This window comes from Sphingomonas naasensis (genome assembly GCF_004792695.1).
Lineage (GTDB): Bacteria > Pseudomonadota > Alphaproteobacteria > Sphingomonadales > Sphingomonadaceae > Sphingomonas > Sphingomonas naasensis.
The window spans coordinates 572,501-595,388 of record NZ_SRXU01000001.1; the positions used below are offsets into that span (position 1 = coordinate 572,501).

Annotated in this window: 22 protein-coding genes and 1 tRNA gene; 9 read left to right on the top strand and 14 right to left on the bottom strand. The window is 67.3% G+C overall.

The genetic code is table 11. From position 1 onward, the window contains the following. Positions 1–76 precede the first annotated feature (76 nt). A complete protein-coding gene (lon, locus tag E5A74_RS02730) occupies positions 77–2,473 on the bottom strand; it encodes an endopeptidase La (RefSeq protein WP_135982577.1) in 2,397 nt (798 codons plus the stop codon). On the opposite strand from lon, the gene E5A74_RS02735 reads away from it, so the two are divergent. The 3 genes from E5A74_RS02735 to E5A74_RS02745 are packed head-to-tail and all read left to right on the top strand — an operon-like array spanning position 2,472 to position 5,520. Further along, positions 2,472–3,197, top strand: coding sequence for a hypothetical protein (locus E5A74_RS02735; protein WP_135982579.1), 726 nt, complete (start codon positions 2,472–2,474; stop codon positions 3,195–3,197). The genes lon and E5A74_RS02735 overlap by 2 nt on opposite strands. After that, positions 3,197–4,924 (top strand): M1 family metallopeptidase, encoded by a 1,728-nt coding sequence (locus E5A74_RS02740; protein WP_135982581.1) that lies wholly within the window; start codon positions 3,197–3,199, stop codon positions 4,922–4,924. The genes E5A74_RS02735 and E5A74_RS02740 overlap by 1 nt, the downstream gene beginning before the upstream one ends. Continuing rightward, positions 4,921–5,520, top strand: a complete 600-nt coding sequence (locus tag E5A74_RS02745; RefSeq protein ID WP_135982583.1) for a methyltransferase family protein — start codon at positions 4,921–4,923, stop codon at positions 5,518–5,520. Before E5A74_RS02740 ends, E5A74_RS02745 begins: the two co-directional genes overlap by 4 nt. Here E5A74_RS02745 and E5A74_RS02750 read toward each other — a convergent pair. The 3 genes from E5A74_RS02750 to E5A74_RS02760 form a co-directional block, all read right to left on the bottom strand. Next, positions 5,517–6,116: a hypothetical protein gene (locus E5A74_RS02750; RefSeq protein WP_135982585.1), complete on the bottom strand. Its 600-nt coding sequence runs from the start codon at positions 6,114–6,116 to the stop codon at positions 5,517–5,519. The two genes, E5A74_RS02745 and E5A74_RS02750, sit on opposite strands and share 4 nt — an antisense overlap. Before the next feature lie 140 nt (positions 6,117–6,256). Continuing rightward, positions 6,257–7,522 (bottom strand): ATP-dependent Clp protease ATP-binding subunit ClpX, encoded by a 1,266-nt coding sequence (gene clpX, locus E5A74_RS02755; RefSeq protein ID WP_135982588.1) that lies wholly within the window; start codon positions 7,520–7,522, stop codon positions 6,257–6,259. 146 nt (positions 7,523–7,668) lie between these two features. After that, positions 7,669–8,301: an ATP-dependent Clp protease proteolytic subunit gene (locus E5A74_RS02760; protein ID WP_240699608.1), complete on the bottom strand. Its 633-nt coding sequence runs from the start codon at positions 8,299–8,301 to the stop codon at positions 7,669–7,671. Between the two features lie 146 nt (positions 8,302–8,447). Between E5A74_RS02760 and E5A74_RS02765 the strand changes: the two genes are divergently transcribed. Next, on the top strand, positions 8,448–9,485 hold the full coding sequence (locus E5A74_RS02765; protein ID WP_135982592.1) for an SDR family oxidoreductase: 1,038 nt from the start codon (positions 8,448–8,450) through the stop codon (positions 9,483–9,485). Positions 9,486–9,489: 4 nt separating this feature from the next. On the opposite strand, the gene E5A74_RS02770 is transcribed toward E5A74_RS02765, so the two are convergent. After that, positions 9,490–9,972, bottom strand: coding sequence for a hypothetical protein (locus E5A74_RS02770; protein ID WP_135982595.1), 483 nt, complete (start codon positions 9,970–9,972; stop codon positions 9,490–9,492). A 152-nt stretch (positions 9,973–10,124) separates the two neighbouring features. On the opposite strand from E5A74_RS02770, the gene E5A74_RS02775 reads away from it, so the two are divergent. After that, the gene (locus tag E5A74_RS02775) at positions 10,125–11,444 is read left to right on the top strand and encodes a hypothetical protein (protein ID WP_135982597.1); all 1,320 of its coding nucleotides are present in this window, start codon (positions 10,125–10,127) and stop codon (positions 11,442–11,444) included. Here the strand turns inward: E5A74_RS02775 and E5A74_RS02780 are convergent. From E5A74_RS02780 to E5A74_RS02790, 3 genes are all read right to left on the bottom strand, one after another. Further along, complete coding sequence (locus E5A74_RS02780; RefSeq protein WP_135982599.1) at positions 11,434–12,363, bottom strand: glycosyltransferase; 930 nt, start codon at positions 12,361–12,363, stop codon at positions 11,434–11,436. The genes E5A74_RS02775 and E5A74_RS02780 overlap by 11 nt on opposite strands. 240 nt (positions 12,364–12,603) lie before the next feature. Further along, on the bottom strand, positions 12,604–14,286 hold the full coding sequence (tig, locus tag E5A74_RS02785) for a trigger factor (protein ID WP_135982601.1): 1,683 nt from the start codon (positions 14,284–14,286) through the stop codon (positions 12,604–12,606). A gap of 66 nt (positions 14,287–14,352) precedes the next feature. Continuing rightward, positions 14,353–14,437: transfer RNA gene (locus E5A74_RS02790), tRNA-Leu, on the bottom strand. Positions 14,438–14,545: 108 nt separating this feature from the next. Here E5A74_RS02790 and E5A74_RS02795 point away from each other — a divergent pair. The 3 genes from E5A74_RS02795 to E5A74_RS02805 are packed head-to-tail and all read left to right on the top strand — an operon-like array spanning position 14,546 to position 15,733. After that, a complete protein-coding gene (locus E5A74_RS02795; protein WP_135982603.1) occupies positions 14,546–14,731 on the top strand; it encodes a hypothetical protein in 186 nt (61 codons plus the stop codon). A gap of 30 nt (positions 14,732–14,761) precedes the next feature. Then, positions 14,762–14,980: a hypothetical protein gene (locus tag E5A74_RS02800; RefSeq protein ID WP_135982605.1), complete on the top strand. Its 219-nt coding sequence runs from the start codon at positions 14,762–14,764 to the stop codon at positions 14,978–14,980. Between the two features lie 33 nt (positions 14,981–15,013). Next, positions 15,014–15,733 carry a Crp/Fnr family transcriptional regulator gene (locus E5A74_RS02805; RefSeq protein ID WP_135982607.1) on the top strand — a complete coding sequence of 240 codons (720 nt, stop codon included), beginning with the start codon at positions 15,014–15,016 and terminating at the stop codon, positions 15,731–15,733. Here E5A74_RS02805 and E5A74_RS02810 read toward each other — a convergent pair. Then, positions 15,730–16,338: a peptidylprolyl isomerase gene (locus tag E5A74_RS02810; RefSeq protein WP_135982609.1), complete on the bottom strand. Its 609-nt coding sequence runs from the start codon at positions 16,336–16,338 to the stop codon at positions 15,730–15,732. The genes E5A74_RS02805 and E5A74_RS02810 overlap by 4 nt on opposite strands. Positions 16,339–16,611: 273 nt before the next feature. On the opposite strand from E5A74_RS02810, the gene E5A74_RS02815 reads away from it, so the two are divergent. After that, positions 16,612–17,340 (top strand): hypothetical protein, encoded by a 729-nt coding sequence (locus E5A74_RS02815; RefSeq protein ID WP_135982611.1) that lies wholly within the window; start codon positions 16,612–16,614, stop codon positions 17,338–17,340. A gap of 168 nt (positions 17,341–17,508) precedes the next feature. Here E5A74_RS02815 and gatB read toward each other — a convergent pair whose 3' ends face one another. The 5 genes from gatB to E5A74_RS02835 are packed head-to-tail and all read right to left on the bottom strand — an operon-like array spanning position 17,509 to position 22,752. Then, positions 17,509–19,014, bottom strand: a complete 1,506-nt coding sequence (gatB, locus tag E5A74_RS02820) for an Asp-tRNA(Asn)/Glu-tRNA(Gln) amidotransferase subunit GatB (RefSeq protein ID WP_135982613.1) — start codon at positions 19,012–19,014, stop codon at positions 17,509–17,511. Continuing rightward, on the bottom strand, positions 19,007–19,159 hold the full coding sequence (locus tag E5A74_RS20770; RefSeq protein ID WP_166745579.1) for a hypothetical protein: 153 nt from the start codon (positions 19,157–19,159) through the stop codon (positions 19,007–19,009). The genes gatB and E5A74_RS20770 overlap by 8 nt, the downstream gene beginning before the upstream one ends. Next, entirely contained in the window at positions 19,160–20,644 is a 1,485-nt protein-coding gene (gatA, locus tag E5A74_RS02825) for an Asp-tRNA(Asn)/Glu-tRNA(Gln) amidotransferase subunit GatA (protein WP_135982615.1), read from the bottom strand. Then, positions 20,641–20,928: an Asp-tRNA(Asn)/Glu-tRNA(Gln) amidotransferase subunit GatC gene (gene gatC / locus E5A74_RS02830; RefSeq protein ID WP_135982617.1), complete on the bottom strand. Its 288-nt coding sequence runs from the start codon at positions 20,926–20,928 to the stop codon at positions 20,641–20,643. Before gatC ends, gatA begins: the two co-directional genes overlap by 4 nt. A 48-nt stretch (positions 20,929–20,976) precedes the next feature. Next, complete coding sequence (locus tag E5A74_RS02835) at positions 20,977–22,752, bottom strand: DUF4153 domain-containing protein (RefSeq protein ID WP_240699609.1); 1,776 nt, start codon at positions 22,750–22,752, stop codon at positions 20,977–20,979. Between the last annotated feature and the right edge of the window lie 136 nt (positions 22,753–22,888).

Genomic DNA, 22,888 nt, shown 5'->3' on the forward strand with positions numbered 1-22,888 from the left:
AGTGAGCCAGTCAGCACGCGACCGCCGCCGCTGTCAAACCCCCAGCGACGGGCGCGTGCCAAAAAGCGACGCGCGTTCAATGATGAACGGCATCTCCTATGCCGGGGACGTGCGCCGGCGGCTGCGCGGCGAGTTCGTCGGCATCGGTCCAGTCGATCGCGGTGAGCGGCTCGGTGAGCGCGCGCCGCAGCACTTCGTCGACATGGCTGACGGGGATGATCTCGAGCCCCTCGCGGATATTGGTCGGGATCTCGGCGAGATCCTTCTCATTCTCCTGCGGGATCAGCACGGTCTTGATGCCGCCGCGCAGCGCCGCGAGCAGCTTCTCCTTCAGCCCGCCGATCGGCAGCACGCGGCCGCGCAGCGTGACCTCGCCGGTCATCGCGATGTCCTTGCGCACCGCGACTCCGGTGAGCGTCGAGACGATCGAGGTGACCAGCCCGATGCCGGCCGAAGGGCCATCCTTGGGAACCGCGCCCTCGGGCAAGTGGACGTGGATGTCCTTGCGCGCGAACAGGCTCGGCTTGATGCCGTAGCTGGGGCTGCGCGCCTTGACGAAGCTGAACGCGGCCTCGACCGATTCCTTCATCACGTCGCCCAGCTTGCCGGTGGTCTTGATCGCGCCCTTGCCCGGCACGGTGACGCTTTCGATCGTGAGCAGCTCGCCGCCGACCTCCGTCCAGGCGAGCCCGGTGACCGCGCCAATCTGGTTCTCCTCCTCGCCGAGACCGTGGCGGTATTTCTGGACCCCGGCATATTCGTGGAGGTTGTCCGGCGTGATCGTGACGCTGGTTTCCTTGCCCTCGAGGATCTTGCGCAGCGCCTTGCGGGCGAGCTTGGCGATCTCGCGCTCGAGCGTGCGGACGCCGGCCTCGCGGGTGTATTTCTGGATCAGCGCGCGCAGCCCCTCGGCGGTGAGGGTGAACTCGCCTTCCTTGAGCCCATGCGCCTCGATCTGCTTGTCGATCAGGTGGCGCTCGGCGATCTCGACCTTCTCGTCCTCGGTATAGCCTTCGAGCCGGATGATCTCCATGCGGTCGAGCAGCGGCTGGGGCAGGTTGAGCGAGTTCGCCGTGCACACGAACATCACGTCCGAGAGATCGATGTCGATCTCCAGATAGTGATCGTTGAACTTGTTGTTCTGCTCCGGATCCAGAACCTCGAGCAGCGCGCTCGCGGGATCGCCGCGGAAGTCCTGGCCGAGCTTGTCGATCTCGTCGAGCAGGAACAGCGGATTGCTCGTCCCCGCCTTGCGCAGATTGGTGACGATCTTGCCCGGCAGCGAGCCGATATAGGTGCGCCGGTGGCCGCGGATCTCGGCCTCGTCGCGCACGCCGCCCAGCGACTGGCGGATGAACTCGCGCCCGGTCGCCTTGGCGATGCTCTTGCCGAGCGAGGTCTTGCCAACGCCGGGAGGCCCGACGAGGCACAGGATCGGCCCCTTCAATTTGTTGGTGCGCGCCTGGACCGCGAGATATTCGACGATCCGGTCCTTGACCTTCTCGAGCGCATAATGGTCCTGATCGAGCACGCCCTGCGCCTCGGCGATGTCCTTCTTGAGCTTGGACTTCTTGCCCCAGGGCAGCCCGAGCAGCACGTCGAGATAATTGCGCACCACAGTGGCCTCGGCCGACATCGGCGCCATCGTCTTGAGCTTCTTGAGCTCGGAGGTCGCCTTGGTGCGCGCTTCCTTCGAGAGCTTGAGCGTCGCGATCTTCTGGGTCAGCTCGGCGATCTCGTCGCCATCGCCTTCCTCATTCTCGTTGCCGAGCTCGCGCTGGATCGCCTTCAGCTGCTCGTTGAGATAATATTCGCGCTGCGTCTTCTCCATCTGGCGCTTGACGCGGCTGCGGATCTTCTTCTCGACCTGCAGCACGCCGAGCTCGCCCTCCATGAAGGCGAACACCATCTCGAGGCGCTTCTGAGGATCCTTCTCGACGAGCAGCGACTGCTTGTCGGCGACCTTGACCGCGATGTTGGCGGCGACCGCGTCGGCGAGGCGCGAGGCATCGTCGAGCTCGGCGAGCTGCACCGCGGTCTCGGCGGGTAGCTTGCGGTTGAGCTTGGCATAATTCTCGAACTGATCGACCACCGAGCGCATCAGCGCCTGGACCTCGGTGCCCTCGACTTCCTCCTCCTCGACGGGGGCGACGGTCGCGGTCAGATACGCGCCCGATTCGTCGACCGTCGCGAGCGTGCCGCGCTCCTTGCCGGCGACCAGCACGCGCACGGTGCCGTCGGGCAGCTTGAGCAGCTGCAGCACCTCGGCCGAGACGCCGGTATCGTACAGGTCCTCGCGGCCGGGATCGTCCTCGGCGGGATCGAGCTGCGCGACGAGGAATATCTCCTTGTCGTCGGCCATCGCCGCCTCGAGCGCGGCTACCGACTTGTCGCGCCCGACGAAGAGCGGCACGATCATGTGCGGAAAGACGACGATGTCGCGAAGCGGCAGGACAGGATAGGACTGCTTCATGGATACTCCTGGGCCCGAGCGGCCCTTACTTTCCACTATATATGGTGGCTGCGCCAGCCGCATCAATCGGCGCGGATTGATTGGCTGTGGACTGCTGCTGCCCGTCGCGGCGAAGGCGGCCTGGCCGGCAGAGGAAGATCTGCTCGCGCGCGCGCTCAAGGCCGCCGGCGGGCGCGACAGGCTGGCTCGCGTCAAGGCACTCTCCTGGGCCGGTCACGCGCGGGTCCCCACGCCGACGACGACGCTCGAGCTCGAAGTCGAAACCCGCGTCGAGCCTTTTCTCCGCGCCCGCTCGCGAAGCTGGATCAGCGGTCGGCCCGAAACGGCGCGCACGCTGCTGATCGAGCCCGAGGGCGGATTCGTCGAGCGCGGCGGCACGCGAACGCCGCTGCCGGCACGGCAAGTCGCGCATGAGCGCCAGCAACATGGCTTGTACGGCTATATGCTTCTCGCGCAGGCGCCGACCCGGGTCGAGGGCGATCGCCTCGTGGCGCGGAAGGCAGGGCTCCCGCCCGTGCGCTTCCGGATGGAGGGCGACTATCTGGTCGCCGCCGACTATGCCGTGACCAGTCCCGACAGCGACGCGACGATTGCCCAACAGATCCTGCTGGAAGGCGAATTCCGGGACAAAGGCGTGCGCTGGCCGCAGACCATCACCATCCTGCACGACAATAAGCCCTATTTCGAACTCGACCTCACCGATTTCACCGTCGAACTCGCCTGATGGAGGCCCTTATCACGACCCGTTTCCTGCTCGCCGCTTCCGCGCTCGCGCTCACCGCCTCCCCGGCCCTCGCGCAGGTCAAACCCGGCGAGCCGCCGATCACCGAGATCACCCAGGCCTCGGGCGGGCCGATCGACCCCGAGCGCGCCGCGCTTCGCCTCGAGCATGTCGATCTGGCGATCGAGGTGTTCCCCGACACGCAGAAGCTTGCGGGGGTGGCGACGCTGACGCTGACCAGCAAATCGCCCCAGCGGCGGCTGTTCATCGATCTCGACAAGAATCTGCCGGTGAGCGCGATCAGCGTCGACGGCGCTCCCCTGCCCCGTTCGAGCTGGTCCAACCCGCAGGGCCGGCTGGTGATCGGCCTGCCGAAGACGCTCGATGCCGGCACCCGCGCGGTGGTGAAGATCAGCTATGGCGGCACGCCGCACGTCGCGGTGCGCGCGCCTTGGGACGACGGCATCGTCTGGGCGAAGACTCCCGAGGGCAAGCCGTGGATCGCCACCACCGCGGAGGGCTATGGCTGCGACCTGTTCTGGCCGTGCCTCGACTTCCCCGCCGGCGAGCCCGCCAGCGTCGATCTCCACATCACCGTGCCCAGGGGGCTCTCGGCACCGTCGAACGGCGTGCTCCAGAAGGTCGACACGCTCGCCGACGGCCGCACGACCTGGCATTGGCACGCGCGCAGCCCCAATCCCTATTCGGTGGTGCTCAACATCGCGCCCTATGCCGAGATCAAGGGCAGCTACAAGAGCCGCTTCGGAAACACCGTTCCGCTGCATTACTGGCATTTGCCGGGCCGCGAGGCGGGGGCGCTGGGCCTGTTCGCCGAATTCGCGCCGACGCTCGATTTCTTCGAGGCCAATGTCGGCCCCTATCCGTGGGGGGACGAGAAGCTCGGCGTGGTCGAGACGCCGCATCTCGGCATGGAGCACCAGACGATCAACGCGTACGGCAACAATTACCGCAAGGACGCGACCGGCTTCGACTGGCTGTTTCAGCACGAGCTGGCGCACGAATGGTTCGGCAACCAGATGTCGGCGGCCAATTGGGACGATTACTGGCTCCACGAAGGCTATGGCCAGTACATGCAACCGCTCTATGGCCGCTGGCGCGAGGGCGAGGCGCGCTATGCAGTGATGATGGAGGCGTTCCGCAACCAGATCGAGAACAAGGCGCCGATCGTCTCCGGCCGGATCATGACCGAGGAAGAGGTCTATGAGGAGGAGAAGGGCGGCCCCGCGGGCGACATCTACGTCAAGGGCGCGTGGGTGCTCCACACGCTGCGCAACACGATCGGCGACAGGGCGTTTTGGGAAGTCACCCGCCGGCTGGTCTATGGCCGTCCCGATCCGAAGCCCGGCAATTTCGAGCCGCGCTTCGCCACCACCCCCGAATATGTCGCGATCGTCAACGAAGTGACCGGCAAGGACATGACGTGGTTCTTCGACGTCTATCTGCGCGAGGCGGCGCTGCCCGAGCTGCTCCAGTCACGCGCGGGCGGGCGGCTGACGCTGCGCTGGAAAACCCCCGGCGACAAGCCCTTCCCGCTCCCCGTGGAGGTGCAGATCGACGGCAAGGTCGAGACCGTGGCGATGACCGGCGGCACCGGCAGCATCGCCGTGCCCGAGGGCGCGCATGTCGTGATCGATCCGGCGTCGCGCATCCTCCGGCGCTCGGAAGCCGTCGAGGCGCTCCAGGCGCAGCAGGGCGCGCGCGGGCAATGAGCCTCGTCGCGCCCCAGCCGACCAGCGCGCTGGCGCTGGGCGCGATGGCGGCGGGATTCGCTATCTTCCTGCTCTCGCTGCTGCTCACCGGCAGCCGGGGGCGGAAGGCCGATCCGGTCGCCGAGCGACGCTCGCCGCGCTCGATGCTCGGCGTACTCGTCCAGATGGTCGGATTCCTGTGCGTGGGGTTCGGTCCGATCCTGCCGGTGCTCGCCCCGCGCTCGACGCCGGCGGTGGTCGAGGCGATGCTGGTGCTCGTGCTGATGGGCGTGACGATCGCGCTTTTCGTATCGGCCGCGCGCGCGATGGGACGCAACTGGAGCATCGTCGCGCGCATCCGGGAAGACCATGCGCTGATCACCGCGGGGCCGTTCGCGCTGATCCGCCACCCGATCTACACCGCGCTGTTCGCGTTCATGCTCGCAATGGCGCTGGCGTTCGGCCATTGGCGCGGGCTGATCGCCGGCGTGCCGCTCTACTGGCTCGGCACCTGGCTGCGGGTGGCCGAGGAGGAGAAGCTGCTCCGCGCGCAGTTCGGCCCGGTCTACGAGGCCTATGCCGCGCGCGTCGCACGTTTCGTGCCCGGGCTGTTCTAGATCGGGCGCAGCACCCGCGCGAGAACATAGGCGAAGGCGATCTGCCACGGCGTGTAGATCTTGAGCAGCTGCACCACGTCGCTGACGAACGAATTGCCGGTCGCCCCGGTGGTCAGGTAGAGATAGAGGACGAAGCTGCCGACCGCGCCGAGCAGCAGCGTGCCGAACGCCTCGAAGGTCAGGCTCGAGCCTTTGCGGAGCAGGCCGAAGATCGCGCAGAGCAAGAGGCTGCCGCCGGCGCCGATCATCCCGCCGACGAACCCGCGGAGGAAGCCGACTTCGTCGCCGCTGATCCCGCTCACCGTCTTCAACGCGACATAGTGCATCAGCGTGAACCCGCCGAAGAACACCAATGCCTTCACCGCGGGACGATGCGCGCGTTCCTGCCAGACGAACGGCAGGCCGAACAGCGGCGTGATCCACACCGCGCCATTGGCGACGTGGAAGTAAATCACCACCGCCAGACCGATGACGTACAAGACATGGCCAAGTACGAGCCATTTGAACATCTCGAGCGCGGCAGGGTTGAGGGCCAGATCGAACGGCGAATGATACTCGCGAGGATCTTCGTCATCGAGGATGGCAATATCGGACATACGTCACCTCTCCATCTCGTCTCCTTGGGCGATAGTGCGCCTCAGGGCCGAGTCGGGTCAATCGCACGCCATGCGAAAACGGCCGGAAAGGGATCTTTCCGGCCGCTCGTGCAGTGTTTTGGCAACAGAAGTTGAGAGGATCAGGCGGCGCTGCCCGCCTTTTCCTTCTTGGCATAGATGCGGACCGGGTCCTTGCGGCCCTCGACCACGTCCTTGTCGATCATCACTTCGTCGACGCCGTCCATGCTGGGCAGATCGAACATCGTGTCGAGCAGGATCGCCTCGAGGATCGAGCGCAGCCCGCGCGCGCCGGTCTTGCGGTCGATCGCCTTCTTGGCGACCGCGGTGAGCGCATCGTCGTTGAAGCTGAGCTTGACGCCCTCCATGTCGAACAGCTTCTGATACTGTTTGACCAGCGCGTTCTTCGGCTCGGTGAGGATTTTGACCAGCGCCTCGATGTCGAGGTCTTCCAGCGTCGCGATCACCGGCAGACGGCCGACGAACTCGGGGATCAGGCCGAACTTGAGCAGATCCTCCGGCTCGGTCTGGCGCAGCACCTCGCCGGTGCGCCGCTCTTCGGGCGCCGCGACATAGGCGCCGAAGCCGATCGACTTGCCCTGCAGGCGATCGCCGATGATCTTCTCGAGGCCCGAGAAGGCGCCGCCGCAGATGAACAGGATGTTGGTCGTGTCGACCTGGAGGAATTCCTGCTGCGGATGCTTGCGACCGCCCTGCGGCGGCACCGACGCGGTGGTGCCTTCCATCAGCTTGAGCAGCGCCTGCTGGACGCCCTCGCCCGACACGTCGCGGGTGATCGAGGGGTTCTCGGCCTTGCGGCTGATCTTGTCGATCTCGTCGATATAGACGATCCCGCGCTGCGCCCGCTCGACGTTGTAGTCGGAGGCCTGGAGCAGCTTCAAAATGATGTTCTCGACGTCCTCGCCGACATAGCCGGCCTCGGTGAGCGTCGTCGCATCGGCCATGGTGAACGGCACATCGAGGATTCGCGCCAGCGTCTGCGCCAGCAGCGTCTTGCCGCAGCCGGTGGGGCCGACGAGCAGGATGTTCGACTTGGCGAGCTCGACATCGGCACCCTTGGCGCCGTGGTTGAGCCGCTTGTAATGGTTGTGCACCGCGACCGAGAGCACGCGTTTGGCCTGCTTCTGCCCGATCACATAATCGTCGAGGACGTCGCAGATCTCCTGCGGCGTCGGGACGCCACCGTCCTTCTTGCTGACGAGCGCCGACTTGGTCTCTTCGCGGATGATATCGTTGCAGAGCTCGACGCACTCGTCGCAGATGAACACGGTCGGTCCGGCGATGAGCTTGCGCACCTCGTGCTGCGATTTGCCGCAGAACGAGCAGTAGAGCGTGCTCTTGGAGTCGCCGCCGCTGAGCTTGGTCATTCAATCCATCCTTTACGCGCCGGACGCGTAGCCACTACCCGCCATCCTACACGCGGGTTCCCGTCCGGCAATCCATAAACCGCCCGGTGCGGGCAGTTTGACGCCGTCCGTGGGACTCGCCCGCGGACGGCTATAATCCAATAATCTTAAGCAGCTGCTGCGTCGTCGGTCGGCTGCGGCCGCTTTTCGTAAACTTCGTCGACGATGCCGAACGCCTTGGCTTCCTGAGCCTCGAGGAAGGTATCGCGATCCATCGCCCGCTCGATCTTCTCGAGCGGCTGTCCCGTATATTTGGCATACAGGTCATTCATCCGCTGGCGAATACGGAGAATCTCCTTAGCCTGGATCTCGATATCCGAGGCCATGCCCTGCGCGCCGCCCGAGGGCTGGTGCACCATGATGCGGGCATTGGTGAGCGCGACTCGCAGGCCGGGCTCGCCCGAGGCGAGCAGAAAGCTGCCCATCGACGCCGCCTGACCGATGCACACCGTACCGACGCGCGGACGGATATATTGCATGGTGTCGTGGATCGCCATGCCGGCGGTGACCACGCCGCCCGGCGAATTGATGTACATCCAGATGTCCTTCTTCGGGTTCTCGGACTCGAGGAAGAGCAGCTGCGCGGTGATCAGCGAGGCCATATGGTCCTCGACGCCGCCGGTGACGAACACGATCCGCTCACGGAGCAGACGCGAATAGATGTCGAAGCTGCGCTCGCCGCGGCTCGACTGTTCGATGACGATGGGAACGAGGCCGCCAGTGACGGGATCAATGGTCATCTGACCGGAAAGCGGATGCATGCGGGATTTTCTCTTGGATGGTTGCCCAGAGCCCCAACATCGGCGCTCGGGCAGCGCGGCGCAAGGGGGGAACGCAGTGAACGCCCCGCATTGAACCTGCACGATCCCGCACCCATATCGTTACGATGGCGACATATACGGTCCTCGTTACGGGCGGCTCGGGCTTCGTCGGAAGCCATGTGATCCTCCAGCTGCTGGCGGCGGGGCATCAGGTGCGCACCACCGTGCGCAGCCTCGCGCGCGAAGCCGAGATGCGCGCGACGCTGGCCCGTGCCGGCGCGGATGCCGGCGAGCGGCTGCGCTTCTTCGCCGCCGATCTCGAAAAGGACGAGGGCTGGGCCGCCGCGGTCGAAGGCTGCGACTATGTCCAGCACGTCGCGTCGCCCTTCCCGCCCGCCCAGCCCAGCGACGAGAACGAGCTGATTCGCCCCGCACGCGAGGGCACGCTGCGCGTGCTGCGCGCGGCGCGCGACGCCGGAGTGAAGCGAGTCGTCGTCACTTCCTCGTTCGCCGCGATCGGCTATGGCCAGGGACAGCGCGACACGCCCTATACCGAGGCGGACTGGACCGATCCCGACGGCCCCGCGGTGCAGCCCTATATGAAGTCCAAGACGCTCGCCGAGCGCGCGGCGTGGGAGTTCGTCGAACACGAGGGCAAGGGCATGGAGCTGGCGGTGGTCAATCCCGTCGGCATCTTCGGGCCCGCGCTCAACGGCGATCTCTCGACCTCGATCTTCCTCGTCCAGACGATGCTCGAGGGCAAGATGCCCGGCACGCCGCGGCTCTGGCTCGGCGTGGTCGATGTGCGCGACGTCGCCGACCTCCAGTTGCGCGCGATGACCGATCCGGCCGCCGCGGGCGAGCGCTTCCTCGCCGTCGCCGGCGATGCGATGTCGTTTCATCAGATGGCCAGCGTGCTGCGCGCGCGGCTCGGCCCGGCCGGCGCGAGGGCGCCGAAGCGCGAGCTGCCCGATTGGCTGATCCGCCTGCTCGCGCTGTTCAACCCGCTTGCCCGCGAGGCCGTGCCGCGGCTCGGCATTCAGGCGCGCGCGAGCAACGCGAAGGCGCGCAGCGTGCTCGGCTGGCAGCCGCGATCGAACGAGGAGGCGATCGTCGCCAGCGCCGAGAGCCTGATGGCGCTCGGGCTGGTCACCAGCGCCTGAGGCCTCACTGGCCGGCCATGCAATCGCGCTGGTAGGTTGCGTTCATCAAATCCATGCGGTCCATGACCCAATCCGCCTTGCGATCGATCGCGCCGTAATTGGTCTTCGCGTCGTCGCGCGTCGTTTTGATCTGCGCGGTCGCCGAGGCCATCGAGGCCACCGATCCGAACGGTCCGGGCAGCATGCCGCCCACCGTTCCCGCGGCCTCCAGCGCCCGGGTCTTGGCGCCCTTTTTGTAGACGATCGCGTCGCGCTGGGCCTCGATCACATCGAGCTGCGCGAGCCTTCCCCGCGATTCGGCGAGGACCTGCGCGCAGCTGAGCTTGTCGTCGCCCGGCAGCGCCGGTCCGTCGGGCAGCGGATCGGGGATCGGCAGATCCTGCGCCTGCGCGGCGGCCGGCGCCGTCGCCTGCCGGGGATAAGCAGGCGCCGCGACGACGCCGACGAGCAGCATCGCGATCATCGCCGGTCCGATTGGTGCGCGCATCGTCGATTCCTCAAATCAGAGGGCGCAGCATGCGCGCGATCCGGCGAGGGCAAACCATCGCGAGGCGAACCCCGCCCATCCGTCGACGAAGCGCGCGCCGCGCGGGTCGGCCGTTAGCGACTTTTCCACGCCCTCGCGGCTATGGCCGGGGCGTGCCCATGCCAAGCGTGACCTCCGAACGCCGTTTCCTGCTGCTCGTGCTCGGCGCCGGGCTGTTGCTGCGCCTCGCGCTGCTCGCGCTGCGCGGCGACGGCGTGACCGGCTTCTACGGCGCCGGCGAGGCCACCCGCGTCGCGCTGGCCTTCGCGCGCACCGGCGGCATCGCCGACGCCTATTATCAGGGCTATGGCCCCACCGCGCACCTGCTGCCGCTCAATCCCGGGATGGCGGGAGCCATGCTGTGGCTGTTCGGCCCGGGGAGCATCGCCGCCAATTTCGCGCTGCTCGCCTGGTCGCTGCTGCAGACCTTCACCGCCTATCTGCTGCTCCGCCGGCTGGCGATCGCGCTCGGCATGGACGCGGCCGCGGTCCGCAGCGGGCTCGTCCTCCTCTGCCTCCTGCCGGTGTTCATGCCGCAGGAGACGATCGACTTCCGCTATTGGGAAGGCGCCGCCGCGATGGCGCTCGCGGCGCTCAACCTGCTGCTGATCGTGCGTGTCGACGCCACCCGCGCCGCGCCCCCCTCGCTGGTGCTCGGCGCCGCGGCGCTCGCCGCCCTCACCTTCTTCGTCAGCCCCGCGGCGGGGCTCGCACTCTATGCCTGTTGGGGGCTGGTCGCGCTGGTGCGGCTCGGCTGGAAGCGCGCGACGGTGCTCGGCGGCGCCTGTGCCGCGGCGCTGGCGCTGCTGATCGCGCCATGGATGCTGCGCAACGCCGCGGTGATGGGCGATCCGATCCCGCTACGCAGCAATTTCGGGCTCGAGCTGGCGATCGGCAACCATCCCGCCGCGCTCGACGCCGCCGATCCCGACGACGTCTTCGCCGGGCGCCTGCTCCAGATCCATCCCTATCACAGCCCCGCCGCGCGCGCCGCGCTGCGCGCCGCGGGCGGCGAGAGCGCCTATTCCGCTGCGCTCGGCGCCGAGACGAGGGCCTGGATCGCGGCGCATCCGATCGCCTTCGCGCGGCTGAGCGTGGCGCACCTCACCCAATTCTTCGTGCCCCGCCCCTGGCAATTCTATTTCAGCGGCTGGGGCGAGGCGCGCCATCTGCGCGCGCTGATCATCGGGCTGGTCAGCCTCCTCGGCCTCGCCGGACTGGGGCTCGGGATCGCGCGCGGACGCCGCGGCTATTGGCTGGTCGGGATCTATGTCGCGCTGGCGGCGCTGCCCTATGCGATCGTCCAGCCGGTGCCGCGCTACAGCTACATCGTCTGGCCGCTGCTCGCCTTTTTCGCGGCGGACGCCGTGGTGCGCGCGCGACGGCGGCTGCACGCCGGCGCTGCGCCGGCGCCGGCCCCGGTCAGTCCCTGAACGGTCCCGGCTGCGCCAGATAGGCCAGCCGTCGCATCTCGCGCCGACCGCGCACCACGGTGTCGAGGATCAGCCCGGTGAACAGGTTGAGAAAGGCGAGGATCATCAGCCCCGTCGCGAGGATCGCGGTCGGGAAGCGCGGCACGCTGTGCGTGTGGAGATAGGTGATCGCCAGCGGGAAGGCGAGGATCAGCGCCATCAGCGCGAAGACGGTGGCGATGAAGCCGAAGAATAGCATCGGCCGCTCGATCCGGTAGAGCACCGCGATCGTCTTCGCGATGCGGAAGCCGTCACGATAGGTGTTGAGCTTCGACGCCGAGCCCTCGGGCCGCGCGAAATAGCGCGTCTCGGCCTCGCCGACCGGCATCTTGAGCTCGAGCGCGTGGACGCTGATCTCGGTCTCGATCTCGAACCCCGAGGAGAGCACCGGAAAGCTCTTCACGAAGCGGCGCGAGAAGGCGCGATAGCCCGAGAAGATATCGGTGAAGCTGCGCCCGAACAGATGCGCGAGCAGCCCGGTCATCGCGCGATTGCCGAGAACATGGCCGCGGCGATAGGCCTCGGCCGCCTCGTGGACGCGGGTGCCGACCACCATGTCGAGCCCGTCGCGGGTCAGCCGCTCGACCATCGCGGGCGCGGCGCTGGCGTCATAGGTCGCGTCGCCATCGGCCATCACATAGATATCGGCATCGATATCGGCGAACATCCGCCGGACGACATTGCCCTTGCCCTGCATCCGCTCGCTGCGGACGATCGCGCCGGCCTCGCGCGCGACGTCGATCGTGCGGTCGCGGCTGTTGTTGTCGTAGACATAGATGGCGGCGTCGGGAAACACCGCGCGAAAACCCGCGATCGTCTGCGCGATCGCGGCTTCTTCGTTGTAGCAGGGGAGAAGGACGGCAATGCGCGGTTCGGTCATTACGCTGCTTTAGGGCCGAAACGATAGCGTTTCGATAATTTTGTAAGCCGACGGCCAAACCGTCACCGGACAAAGCAAAGGCCCGCTCCCCATGATGGAGAACGGACCTCACTTTACTTCCGTCACCCCGGCCTCGGGCCGGGGTCCACCGGGAGGCTGGCGGAAATGCCCGAGCCTTCTGTCCGACCCTTGATGCACCGTGGACCCCGGCACGAGGCCGGGGTGACGGTGCTGACCGGATCAGTCGGCCTTCTTCTTCGCCGGCGCCTTCTTGGCCGGCTTGGCCGGAGCCTCTTCCGCCTTCTCGGCCTTGGCGGCCGGCGCCTTCTTGGTCGCCGCCTTCTTCACCGGCTCGGCCTCGACGAGATCGTCGCCGGGGGCCGCAGGCTCGACGTCGGCGGCTTCGACCTTCCTGGGCTTGGCGGCCTTCTTGGCGGGCGCCTCGACGGCTTCCTCCGCCTTGGGCTCGGCCTTGGCCTTCTTGGCGGGCTTGGCTTCGGCCTCGTCGGCGGCCGGCTTCTTCGCGGCCGCCTTCTTCGCCTTGGGCTTATGGTTGTCGTGATCGTGCGTGTAGGTGCCGGTGTCGAAGCCCTCGTCGCTCTCGATCGCGGCTTCCAGCTCCTCGCGAGTCACTTCGCGGTCGCTGATCTCGGCCTTGTCGAACAGGAAGTCGACGACCTTGTCCTCGAACAGCGGCGCACGCAGCTGGGCAGCCGCCATCGGCTCCTGCTGGACATACTGGATGAAGCGCTGGCGATCCTCGGGGCCGTATTGCTGCGCGGCCTGCGCGATCAGCCGGCTCATCTCCTGCTGCGAGACTTCGACGCCGTTGGCGGTGCCGATCTCGGAGAGGAGCAGACCGAGGCGCACGCGGCGCTCGGCGATCTTGAAATAGTCGTCGCGCTCGGATTCGAGCTCGGCGAGCGCCGCGGCGGGATCTTCCTCATGCTCAGTCTCGTGGACGAGCTGGTGCCAGATCTGCTGGAACTCGGCGTCGACCATCGACGGCGGCACCGGGAAATCATGGCCCGCGGCGAGCTGGTCGAGCAGCTTGCGCTTCATATAGGTGCGGGTGAGGCCGCCCAGCTGCTGCTCGATCTGGCCCTTGAGCAGCCCCTGGAGCTGCTCGAGATCCTGCAGGCCGAGCTGCTTGGCGAACTCGTCGTCGATCTTCGCCTCGCCGGCGGTCTTCACCGCGGTGATCTTGAGATCGAAGGTGGCGGGCTGACCGGCGAGGTTCTTGGCGCCGTAATCGTCGGGGAAGGTAACCGAGATCTGCTTCTCGTCGCCGGCCTTCACGCCGATGATCTGGTCCTCGAAGCCCGGGATCAGGCGGCCCGAGCCGATTTCGACGGCCATGCCCTCGCCGGTGCCGCCGTCGAAGGCGACGCCGTCAGCGGTCTTGCCGACAAAGTCCATCGTGACCTGGTCGCCGGTCGCCGCCTTGTGCTTGGCGGGGGCGTCTTCCCAGCTCTTCTGGTTGCTGGCGAGCTGCTCGAGCTGCTTCTGCACCTCGGCGTCATCGGCCGGAACGGTCAGGCGCTCGAGCTTGAGGCCCTCGATCGACGGCGTCGGCACGTCGGGGAGCACTTCGAGCTCGACCTTGATCTCGGCGTCCTTGCCGGGGGCGTATTCGCCCTCGAGGCTCACCGACGGCTGCATCGCAGGGCGCAGCTTGTGATCGACGAGGAGCTTCTGGATGCCTTCCTGGATCGAGTTGTTGAGCGCGTCCTGCGCGATCGCCTCGCCGTGCATCTTGCGCACAAGATTGGCGGGAACCTTACCGGGGCGGAAGCCCGGCATGCGGACCTGCGGGGCGACCCGCTTCACTTCGGCATCGACCTTCTTGTCGATGTCCTTGGCGGTGATGGTCAGCGTGTAGGCGCGCTTCAGGCCCTCGTTCAACGTCTCGACAGTCTGCATTCTTTCAGGCTTCCACACTAGAATTGGGATCGCGGCGCCGGGACGCTGATCAGAGAGCGGCGGTGCTGGTGCGGGCGAAGGGACTCGAACCCCCACACCTTTCGATACCAGAACCTAAATCTGGCGCGTCTACCAGTTCCGCCACGCCCGCAGGGGCACCGCCGGTCGGCGGGCTCTATAGCAGTCATGGCATCCGGAGCAAGCGGCGAAGCAACCGCGCGGTGCGCGCAGCGTTCAACGGGGGACAAGGAGACCCCGAATGCCCGTCGAACCGCCGATTCCCGCGACCCCCGAGCCGGCGCCCGCCGAAACCCCGGGCGCGCCCCAGCCCGCGCAGCCCGCCACGCCGCCGCCCGAATATCACCCGCCCGCCCCCGATGTCGACGTCCCCGCGCCGCAGCCCGGCGGCGACCCCAATGTCGCGCCGGGGCAACCGATCGCCTGAGCTGGCGTTCACCAGACGAGGAGAAGAGTCATGGGCGAGACGAGCAACGACGCCGAACTGCGCGGACCGATCACCGGCGAGGCGGACGATCCGCGTTCCGATCTCGAACAGGCCGTGCAGTCGCGCGCGGACGAGGCCGATGCCGCGGGCGGCGGCGGAACGGAGTCGCCGCTCGAGCCGACGGGTATCCCCGACGGCGTCGGCGGCACCGCGGGCGAAGTGAAGAATCAGGATCGCACGCAGCAATAATCGGGTATGCCGGTCCGAACGGAGCACCCGATCATGATCGACAGGCTTCTGATGAAGCTTCGCGCGCGCGACGAGATCAGCGCGGACGAAGAGGAGGCGTTGCGCGCGGCGGTCGGCGAGATCGTCCGCCACCCCGCCGATGTCACGTTCATCCCGGCGGGAAAGCTGCTCCATTCCTCGACGCTGCTGATCGAGGGGCTAATCGCTCGCTACAAGGATCTGAGCAACGGCGAGCGCCAGATCACCGAACTCCACGTACCCGGCGATTTCGCCGATCTGCACAGCTTCACGCTCAAATTCCTCGATCACAGCATCATGACGGTTACGCCCAGCGTCATCGTGCAGGTGCCGCACGAGAAGCTGCAGGCGATCACCGAGAACCACCCGCACCTCGCCCGGGTGCTGTGGTTCATGACCAATCTCGACGCGGCGATCCACCGCGAATGGGTGGTCTCGCTCGGCCGGCGCAGCGCGCTCAAGCGCACTGCGCATCTGTTCTGCGAACTGCAGCTGCGCCTCGGGATCGCCGGCCTCGCGACCGAGCGCGGCTATGCGCTGCCGATCACCCAGACCGTGCTCGCCGAATGCCTCGGCCTCACCTCGGTGCATGTGAACCGCGTGCTCAAGGAATTGCGCGAGCGCGGGCTCGTCGAGTTCCGCAGCGGCCGCGTGACGATCCTCGACCTTCCCACCCTGCGCAGGCTCGCCGAGTTCGATCCCGCCTATCTCTATCTCGACAAACGCCCGCGTTAGCCGGGCAGCCGGCGCGCGCTGATCACCTTCACCGCGGCTTCGGGAACTTCGCCCTTGAAGCTGCCCTGCAGCGTTTTGGACGGAGAGGTCGGCGCATCCATGATCTTCACCACCACGTCCATCCCCTCGACCACGCGCGCGAAGGCGGCGTAGCCGAGATTGTCGCCGGGCTTCGACGGATCGGCGTCGAACGAAGGCTGGTCGCCGACCATGATCGTGAACTCGCCGCGCGCGCTGCCCGGCGCGAGTCGCGGCAGCGACAGCGTGCCGTCGAGATGCTTGATGCCGGTGACGCTGGTCGGCTCGTGCCTGATCGCGGGGAACATCTTCGCCGGCGCATTCTGCACGCCGAACTGGACGAAGCCGAACCGGTCGGCGACCTTCACCGTGCGATAGAAGCTGATGCCATCGAGCCGCTTCGCATCGACATAGCGCAGGAAGTTCTTCGCGCTGATCGGCGCCTTGTCGAGATAGACTTCGACGACGAAGCGCCCGGCGCTGGTGTCGATCGCGACGCGGGGGTTGGGCGCCGGCGCGGGCGCGGTCTGCGCCATGGCGGGCAACGCGAACAGTACCAGCAACAGCGTCAGCATCGTGCGGATCATCGGCATCTCCTCGGTCGCGTCGATCCTAACCCTATTGCCTGTCCACGCGCCAGTTCGCGTCAGGTTCGCAGCAAGGAGGGGCGGATTGGACGACAATCAGCGGTGTCGGCGATTGTCCTCCGCCAGGGGGCGTCTTCGCCTGCTCTGGAGGGTTCCTTGCTTCGTCACGTCCTCGCTCTGACCTGTATCGCGCTCGCCGCGCCCGCCGCGGCTCGGGCCGCCGACCCCGTCTGCACGCCCCTCCCAGGCCTCGATCCGTTGATCACGGCGGATGTGGCCTATCTCCTGTTCGGCGAATATCACGGCACGGTCGAAATGCCCGGAGTGGTCGCCGACGCCCTGTGCAGCGGCCTCGCCACGCGCAGGCCCGTCATCCTCGGCATCGAAATGGATCAGGTGAACCAGCCCTCGCTCGACGCATGGCTGGCCAGCGACGGCGGCACCGACGCGCGCGCTGCTTTGCTCGCCGCGCCGGCCTGGTCCGAGGCCGGCGGCCGCACGACGGAAGCGATTCTCGGCCTGCTCGATTCGGCGCGCCGGCTGGCGCGCGCCGGCCGCGACGTCACGCTCCTCGCCTTCGATCCGGTATCGATTTCCGGCACTTCGGCCGAACGCGAGGCGGGCATGGCCCGGTTGTTGCGCGTCGCCGTCGAGAGGCGCCCGAACAGCCTCGCGATCGCGCTGACCGGCGTGGGGCACGCGGGGAAGACACGCTGGACCTCGTACGGGCCGCCTTTCGACGCGTTGGGGGCATTGCTGCCCGGCGAGAAGGTGCTGACTTTCGCCTTTGTTCGCCCAGGCGGCTCTTATTGGGGTTGCCAGTCGCCGGAGGGCAAACGCGAGGGGTGCAAACCTTATGCGATGCCGGTGCGCGAGCCGGTGGCGCCACGCGGCGTTCGGCGCGATTCCACGGCGCGCGAAGGGTTCGACGGCATCTATTCGGCGGGCACCGCCTATACGGCATCGGGGCCCGCCAAAGGCGACCGCACGCTTCCAAAGTAGGAATCGCCGTGCCAGCCTCCAACGGCTCTTTGACAGCGTGAAATGTCCTACAGCCGGTGGGAAATCTTCTTCCAACCCCGCGCAATTGTCGGAAAGCTTTTACGCGACTCTTGCGACTCTAGGCCGGAAAAATCCTACAATCCGGCCGCGGAATCGGCGCGAAAAATCCTACCCCGCCAGCGCCTTCTTCAGCAGCTCGTTGACCACCGCAGGATTGGCCTTGCCCGCCATCGCCTTCATCGTCTGGCCGACGAAGAAGCCGAACAAAGCCTCCTTGCCGCCGCGATACTGTTCGAGCTGGCCGGGGTTCTTCGCCAGCACCTCGGCGATCACCGCCTCGATCGCACCGGTGTCGCTGGTCTGCTTGAGCCCGCGATCCTCGACGATCTTCGGTGCGCTGTCGCCGGTCTCGAGCATGATCTCGAACACCTGCTTGGCGAGCGGGCCGGAGATCGTCCCGTCGGCGACCAGCGCCAGCAATTCGGCGCCCTGCACGGGGCTCACCGGGCTCTCGCCGAGATCCTTGCCGAGCTTGTTGAGCGCGCCATAGAGGTCCGAGAGCAGCCAGTTGGCCGCGGCCCGCGCGACTTCCTGCTCGCCCTTGCCCTGCACGCGTGCGCTCTCGGCGAGCAGCGCCTCGAACCAGCGCGCGGTATCGGCATCGGCGGTGAGCACCGCGGCGTTGTACGCGGTCAGCCCCAGCGCCTGCTCGTAGCGGCGGCGCTTGGCGTCGGGCAGTTCGGGCAGGCTGGCGCGGCATTCCTCGAGGAACGAATCGTCGAGTTCGAGCGGCAGCAGGTCGGGATCGGGGAAGTAGCGATAATCGTGCGCGTCTTCCTTCGAGCGCATCGAGCGCGTCTCGCCGCGATCGGGATCGAACAGGCGGGTTTCCTGGACGATCTTGCCGCCGGCCTCCAGCACCTCGACCTGACGGCGCGCCTCGACCTCGACGGTCTGCATGACGAAGCGGACCGAATTGACGTTCTTGGTCTCGGTGCGGGTGCCGAACTCGGCGCCGGGCTTGCGCACCGAGACGTTGACGTCGGCGCGCATCGAGCCCTGGTCCATGTTGCCGTCGCACGAGCCGACATAGCGCAGGATCGCGCGGAGCTTGCTCAGATAGGCGCCGGCTTCCTGCGGCGAGCGCATATCGGGCTTCGAGACGATCTCCATCAGAGCCACGCCGGCGCGGTTGAGATCGACGTAGCTGCGCGTCGGATGCTGGTCGTGCATCAGCTTGCCGGCGTCCTGCTCGACATGGATGCGCTCGATTCCGATCGTCTTGGTGAACGCCTCGGGGTCCTTCTCGTCGAGGCTGATCTCGATCTGGCCCTCGCCGACGATCGGGTGGAAGAGCTGGCTGATCTGATAGCCCTGCGGCAAATCGGCGTAGAAGTAATTCTTCCGGTCGAACCGCGAATATTTATTGATCACCGCGCCGATCGCCATGCCGGTGCGCACCGCCTGACGGATGCATTCCCGGTTCGGCGTCGGCAGCATGCCGGGCATCGCCGCGTCGATCAGCGACACCTGACTGTTGGGCTCGGCGCCGAACGCGGTCGCCGCGCCCGAGAAGAGCTTGGCGTTGGAGGTCACCTGTGCGTGGACCTCGAGGCCGATCACGACCTCCCATTCGCCGGTGTCGCCCTGGATGCGATATGCTGCTTCAGTCATTGCCTATTTCCTTGGCGCGCTTCGCCTTGCGCCGCTTGGAATAATATCCCCAGCCCAGCCCCATGCAGGCGCCGGCCAGATCAGCGACCGCCAACACGAGCGGAAAGATCAATGCTCCCGCTGCGATGACGGCCAGGTCTTCCACCTACCACCAGCTCTCCGGCCGCGCGGTGAACCCGGCGCGCTCCTCGATCGCCAGCCCGGCGTTGAGCACGCCCTGCTCGTCGAGCGGCTTGCCGATGATCTGGAGACCCAGCGGCAGCCCAGCCTTGTCGAGCCCGCCCGGCACCGACATCGCCGGCAGACCCGCGAGGCTGCTCGGCACGGTGAAGACGTCGTTGAGGTACATCGCCAGCGGATCGGCCGATTTCTCGCCCAGCGCGAACGCGGCGCTCGGCGCGGTCGGGGTGAGCAGCAGATCGCACTCCATCCACGCATTGTCGAAGTCGCGTGCGATCAGCGTGCGGACCTTCTGCGCCTGGGTGTAATAGGCATCGTAGAAGCCCGCCGAGAGCACATAGGTCCCGATCAGGATACGACGCTTGACCTCGTCGCCGAAGCCGGCGGCGCGAGTGCTTGCGTACATCTCCTGCAGGTTCTGCCCGTCGGCCAGCTCACGCAGCCCGTAACGCACGCCGTCATAGCGCGCGAGATTGGACGAAGCTTCGGCCGGCGCGATGATGTAATAGGCCGGCAGCGCATATTTGGTGTGCGGCAGCGACACCTCGACGACCTCGGCCCCGGCGTCCTTCACCCAGTCGATGCCCTGCTGCCAGAGCGCCTCGATCTCGGCCGGCATGCCGTCGACGCGATATTCCTTCGGGATGCCGATCTTCTTGCCGCGCAGGCTCGACGAGAGCCCGGCTTCCCATTTCGGCACCGCCAGCTCGAGCGAGGTCGAATCCTTGGGGTCGAAGCCCGCCATGTTCTCGAGCAGGATCGCGCAATCCTGCACCGAGCGCGCCATCGGCCCGGCCTGATCGAGCGACGAGGCGAAGGCGACCACGCCCCAGCGCGAGCAGCGGCCATAGGTCGGCTTGATGCCGCTGATACCGACGAACGCCGCGGGCTGGCGGATCGAGCCGCCGGTGTCGGTGCCGGTCGCACCGGGCACGAGCCGCGCCGCGATCGCCGCCGAGCTGCCGCCCGACGAACCGCCCGGCGCCAACGGGGCATTGTCGCCGCCGCCGCGCCGCCACGGCGAGATCACGTTGCCGAAATAGCTGGTCTCGTTCGACGAGCCCATCGCGAACTGGTCGAGATTGAGCTTGCCGAGCATCCCCGCGCCGGCGTCCCACAGGCGCTGCGACACAGTCGATTCATAGACCGGCTTGAAGCCTTCGAGCATATGGCTCGCAGCGGTGGTCTGCACGCCCTTGGTGGCGAACAGATCCTTCATGCCGATCGGCACGCCGGCGAGCGGCTTGAGCGTCTCGCCCGCAGCGCGCGCGGCATCGGCGTCCTTGGCCGCGGCGATGGCATGATCGGGCGTCTCGACGATGAACGCATTGAGCGCCTTGGCCTTGCTCACCTTGACGATGAACGCATCGGCGACTTCGCGCGCCGAGAAGGTCCCTGCGCGAATGCCGTCGCGCAGCTGCGCGATGCCGAGATCGGTGACGTCGGTCATTCGACCACCTTCGGCACGGTGAAGAAGCCGTGCTCGCCCTGCGGCGCGTTCTGCAGCACGGCGTCGCGCTGCTGCCCTTCGGTGATCACGTCGGCGCGCAGGCGCAGCGTGTTGGGGATGACCGCGGTCATCGGATCGACATTCGCGGTGTCGACCTCGCCCAATTGCTCGATCCAGCCGAGGATGTTGTTGAGCTCTGGCGCGAGGCGCTCGGCATCGGCATCGCTGATCGCGATCCGGGCGAGGCTGGCCACCTTCTTCACGGTTGCAGTGTCTACGGACATGGAGGCGCGACTATCAGCCGCGCCCCTGCCCTTCAAGCGGTGGCTGCGTTATTCGAACGGATCGCCGACCGGCACCCCGCCGACATAGGCCTGACGCCGCGGCACCGTGCGGATCTCGACCTTGCCCTCGGCATAGCCGCGCGCCATCGCCGCGAACTCCGGCGCGGTGACCGCGCGCGACGCCACCAGCCATTTGCCGTCGTTCAGCCGAAAGCGCTGGCCCGGCCGGCAGCCATAGCTGATCGGCGGCGGCGGCGCGGGCTTGCCAGCAGGTGCCGGCGGCGGCTTCGGCGCCTCGAAGCAATTGTCCTTGAACAGCAGTGCCTCGGTCTCGCCGAGCAGCAGCACGCTGCATTTCTGGACCCCGATGCAATCATAGCCTTGCGCGATCGCTTCGGAGAGCCCCTGCGGAAGCGCGCCGCCTTGCGGCAGCACCCGGGTGTTCTTCCCCACTTCGTCGCGTTGCCGGGTCTCGCGGCTGCTATCCTCGATATCCCAGCGGCCATTTGCCTTCGCCACGTCGTTGGCGCGCGCCTTGATCGTCGCATTGGCCGATCGCTGCAGCCTGGCGAGCGCGGCGCGGCCGGGGGCACCGAAATCGAACGCCAGCGCACGCCAGTCGAACTGCTCGGGCGTCACCTTGCCCGATTCGAGCCGGGCGACCTGATCGCGGGTCGAGATCGCATTGAAGCCGACCAGCGGAGTCGCCAGCACCAACGCGACTCCGCAGACGATGAAGGCGAGCATGAGGTTCATCGGCCGCACCCGCGCCATCCAGTCGCGCCGGCCCCGCGCCAGCGCCACCAGATAGCCCGCCCCCCACAGGCAGGCGATGCCGACGAACACGATCGCCCAGAGCCGCTCGGGCGTGAAGCCATATTGGCCGACGCGCAGCCCGGTCGCGATCGCGGCGAGTACCGCCAGCGGCAGCATCACCGCCGCCAGCCCGATCGCGCCAACGCGCAGCGGCGGCGAGCCCCGCTCCTGCGCGGGCGCGTTACCGATCACCGCATTGGCGAGCACCAGCGCGCCGACCACGCAGAACAGCAGGATCGGCGTGGTCGACTTGGTCGCCTCCCACAGCGCGTCGAGCCCGGTGAAGGGCAGCGCGAGCACGAACAGCACCAGCCCGATCGCGAGCACCGGCGCCAATACCGCCAGCACCAGCGCGACCACGCGCTGGAGCAGCCGCACCACCGCGTCATGCTCGCGCAGCAGCCCGAGCGCCGATCCGAAGGCGAGCCCGATCAGGCCGCGCCAGAACCAGTCTTCCTGCAGCAGATCCTTGAGGAACGCGATCTTGATCAGGTCGAACAGCATCGCCAGCAGCCACGCCAGCGCAAAGACGATGACGACGAAGACGCAGCAGGCGCCGAACAGCACGACGTTGGTCCAGGCATGATCGTGCACCACCGGATAGGGGAAGCGCCGCGCGCCCTCGTCGCGCGCGGCCTGGAACAGCGGCGCGGCGATCGCCAGCGCGAGCAACAGGCTCACCATCCGCCAGCCCTCGCCGACGCTCCAGTCCTCGGGCGTGCCGTTCCACGCCACGACGAGCGCGCCGACCAGCGCCAACGCCAACGAGAACAGGATCGATGCCCGCCACCGCCGCCGCTCGAGCGTGAAACCGGTCAAGCCCGCCGCGAGCACCACCGCGGTCAGCGATGCGGCTTCCAGCGTCGAGAGCCGGGTGTGAAAGCTGCCGAGGATGAAATGCACGAACAGCCCGGCCGCGAGCCCGATCGCGCCGAGGATCAGCGGCCGCGCCGTCCATTCCGTATCCGCGCCCGGCTGCGCTTCCGCCCTGGCTTCGTCCGCCTGCATTGCCGAATCTCCGATTTGTAGAAGGGCGGGCCTAGGCGCGCCGGCGCGGCGCGGCATGATCGAATGCTGAGCTTTTCCTGAGCATCGCCACTCCCCGTTTCGTTTGCGGAACATCCATGGAAGCCGCGGCCGCGTC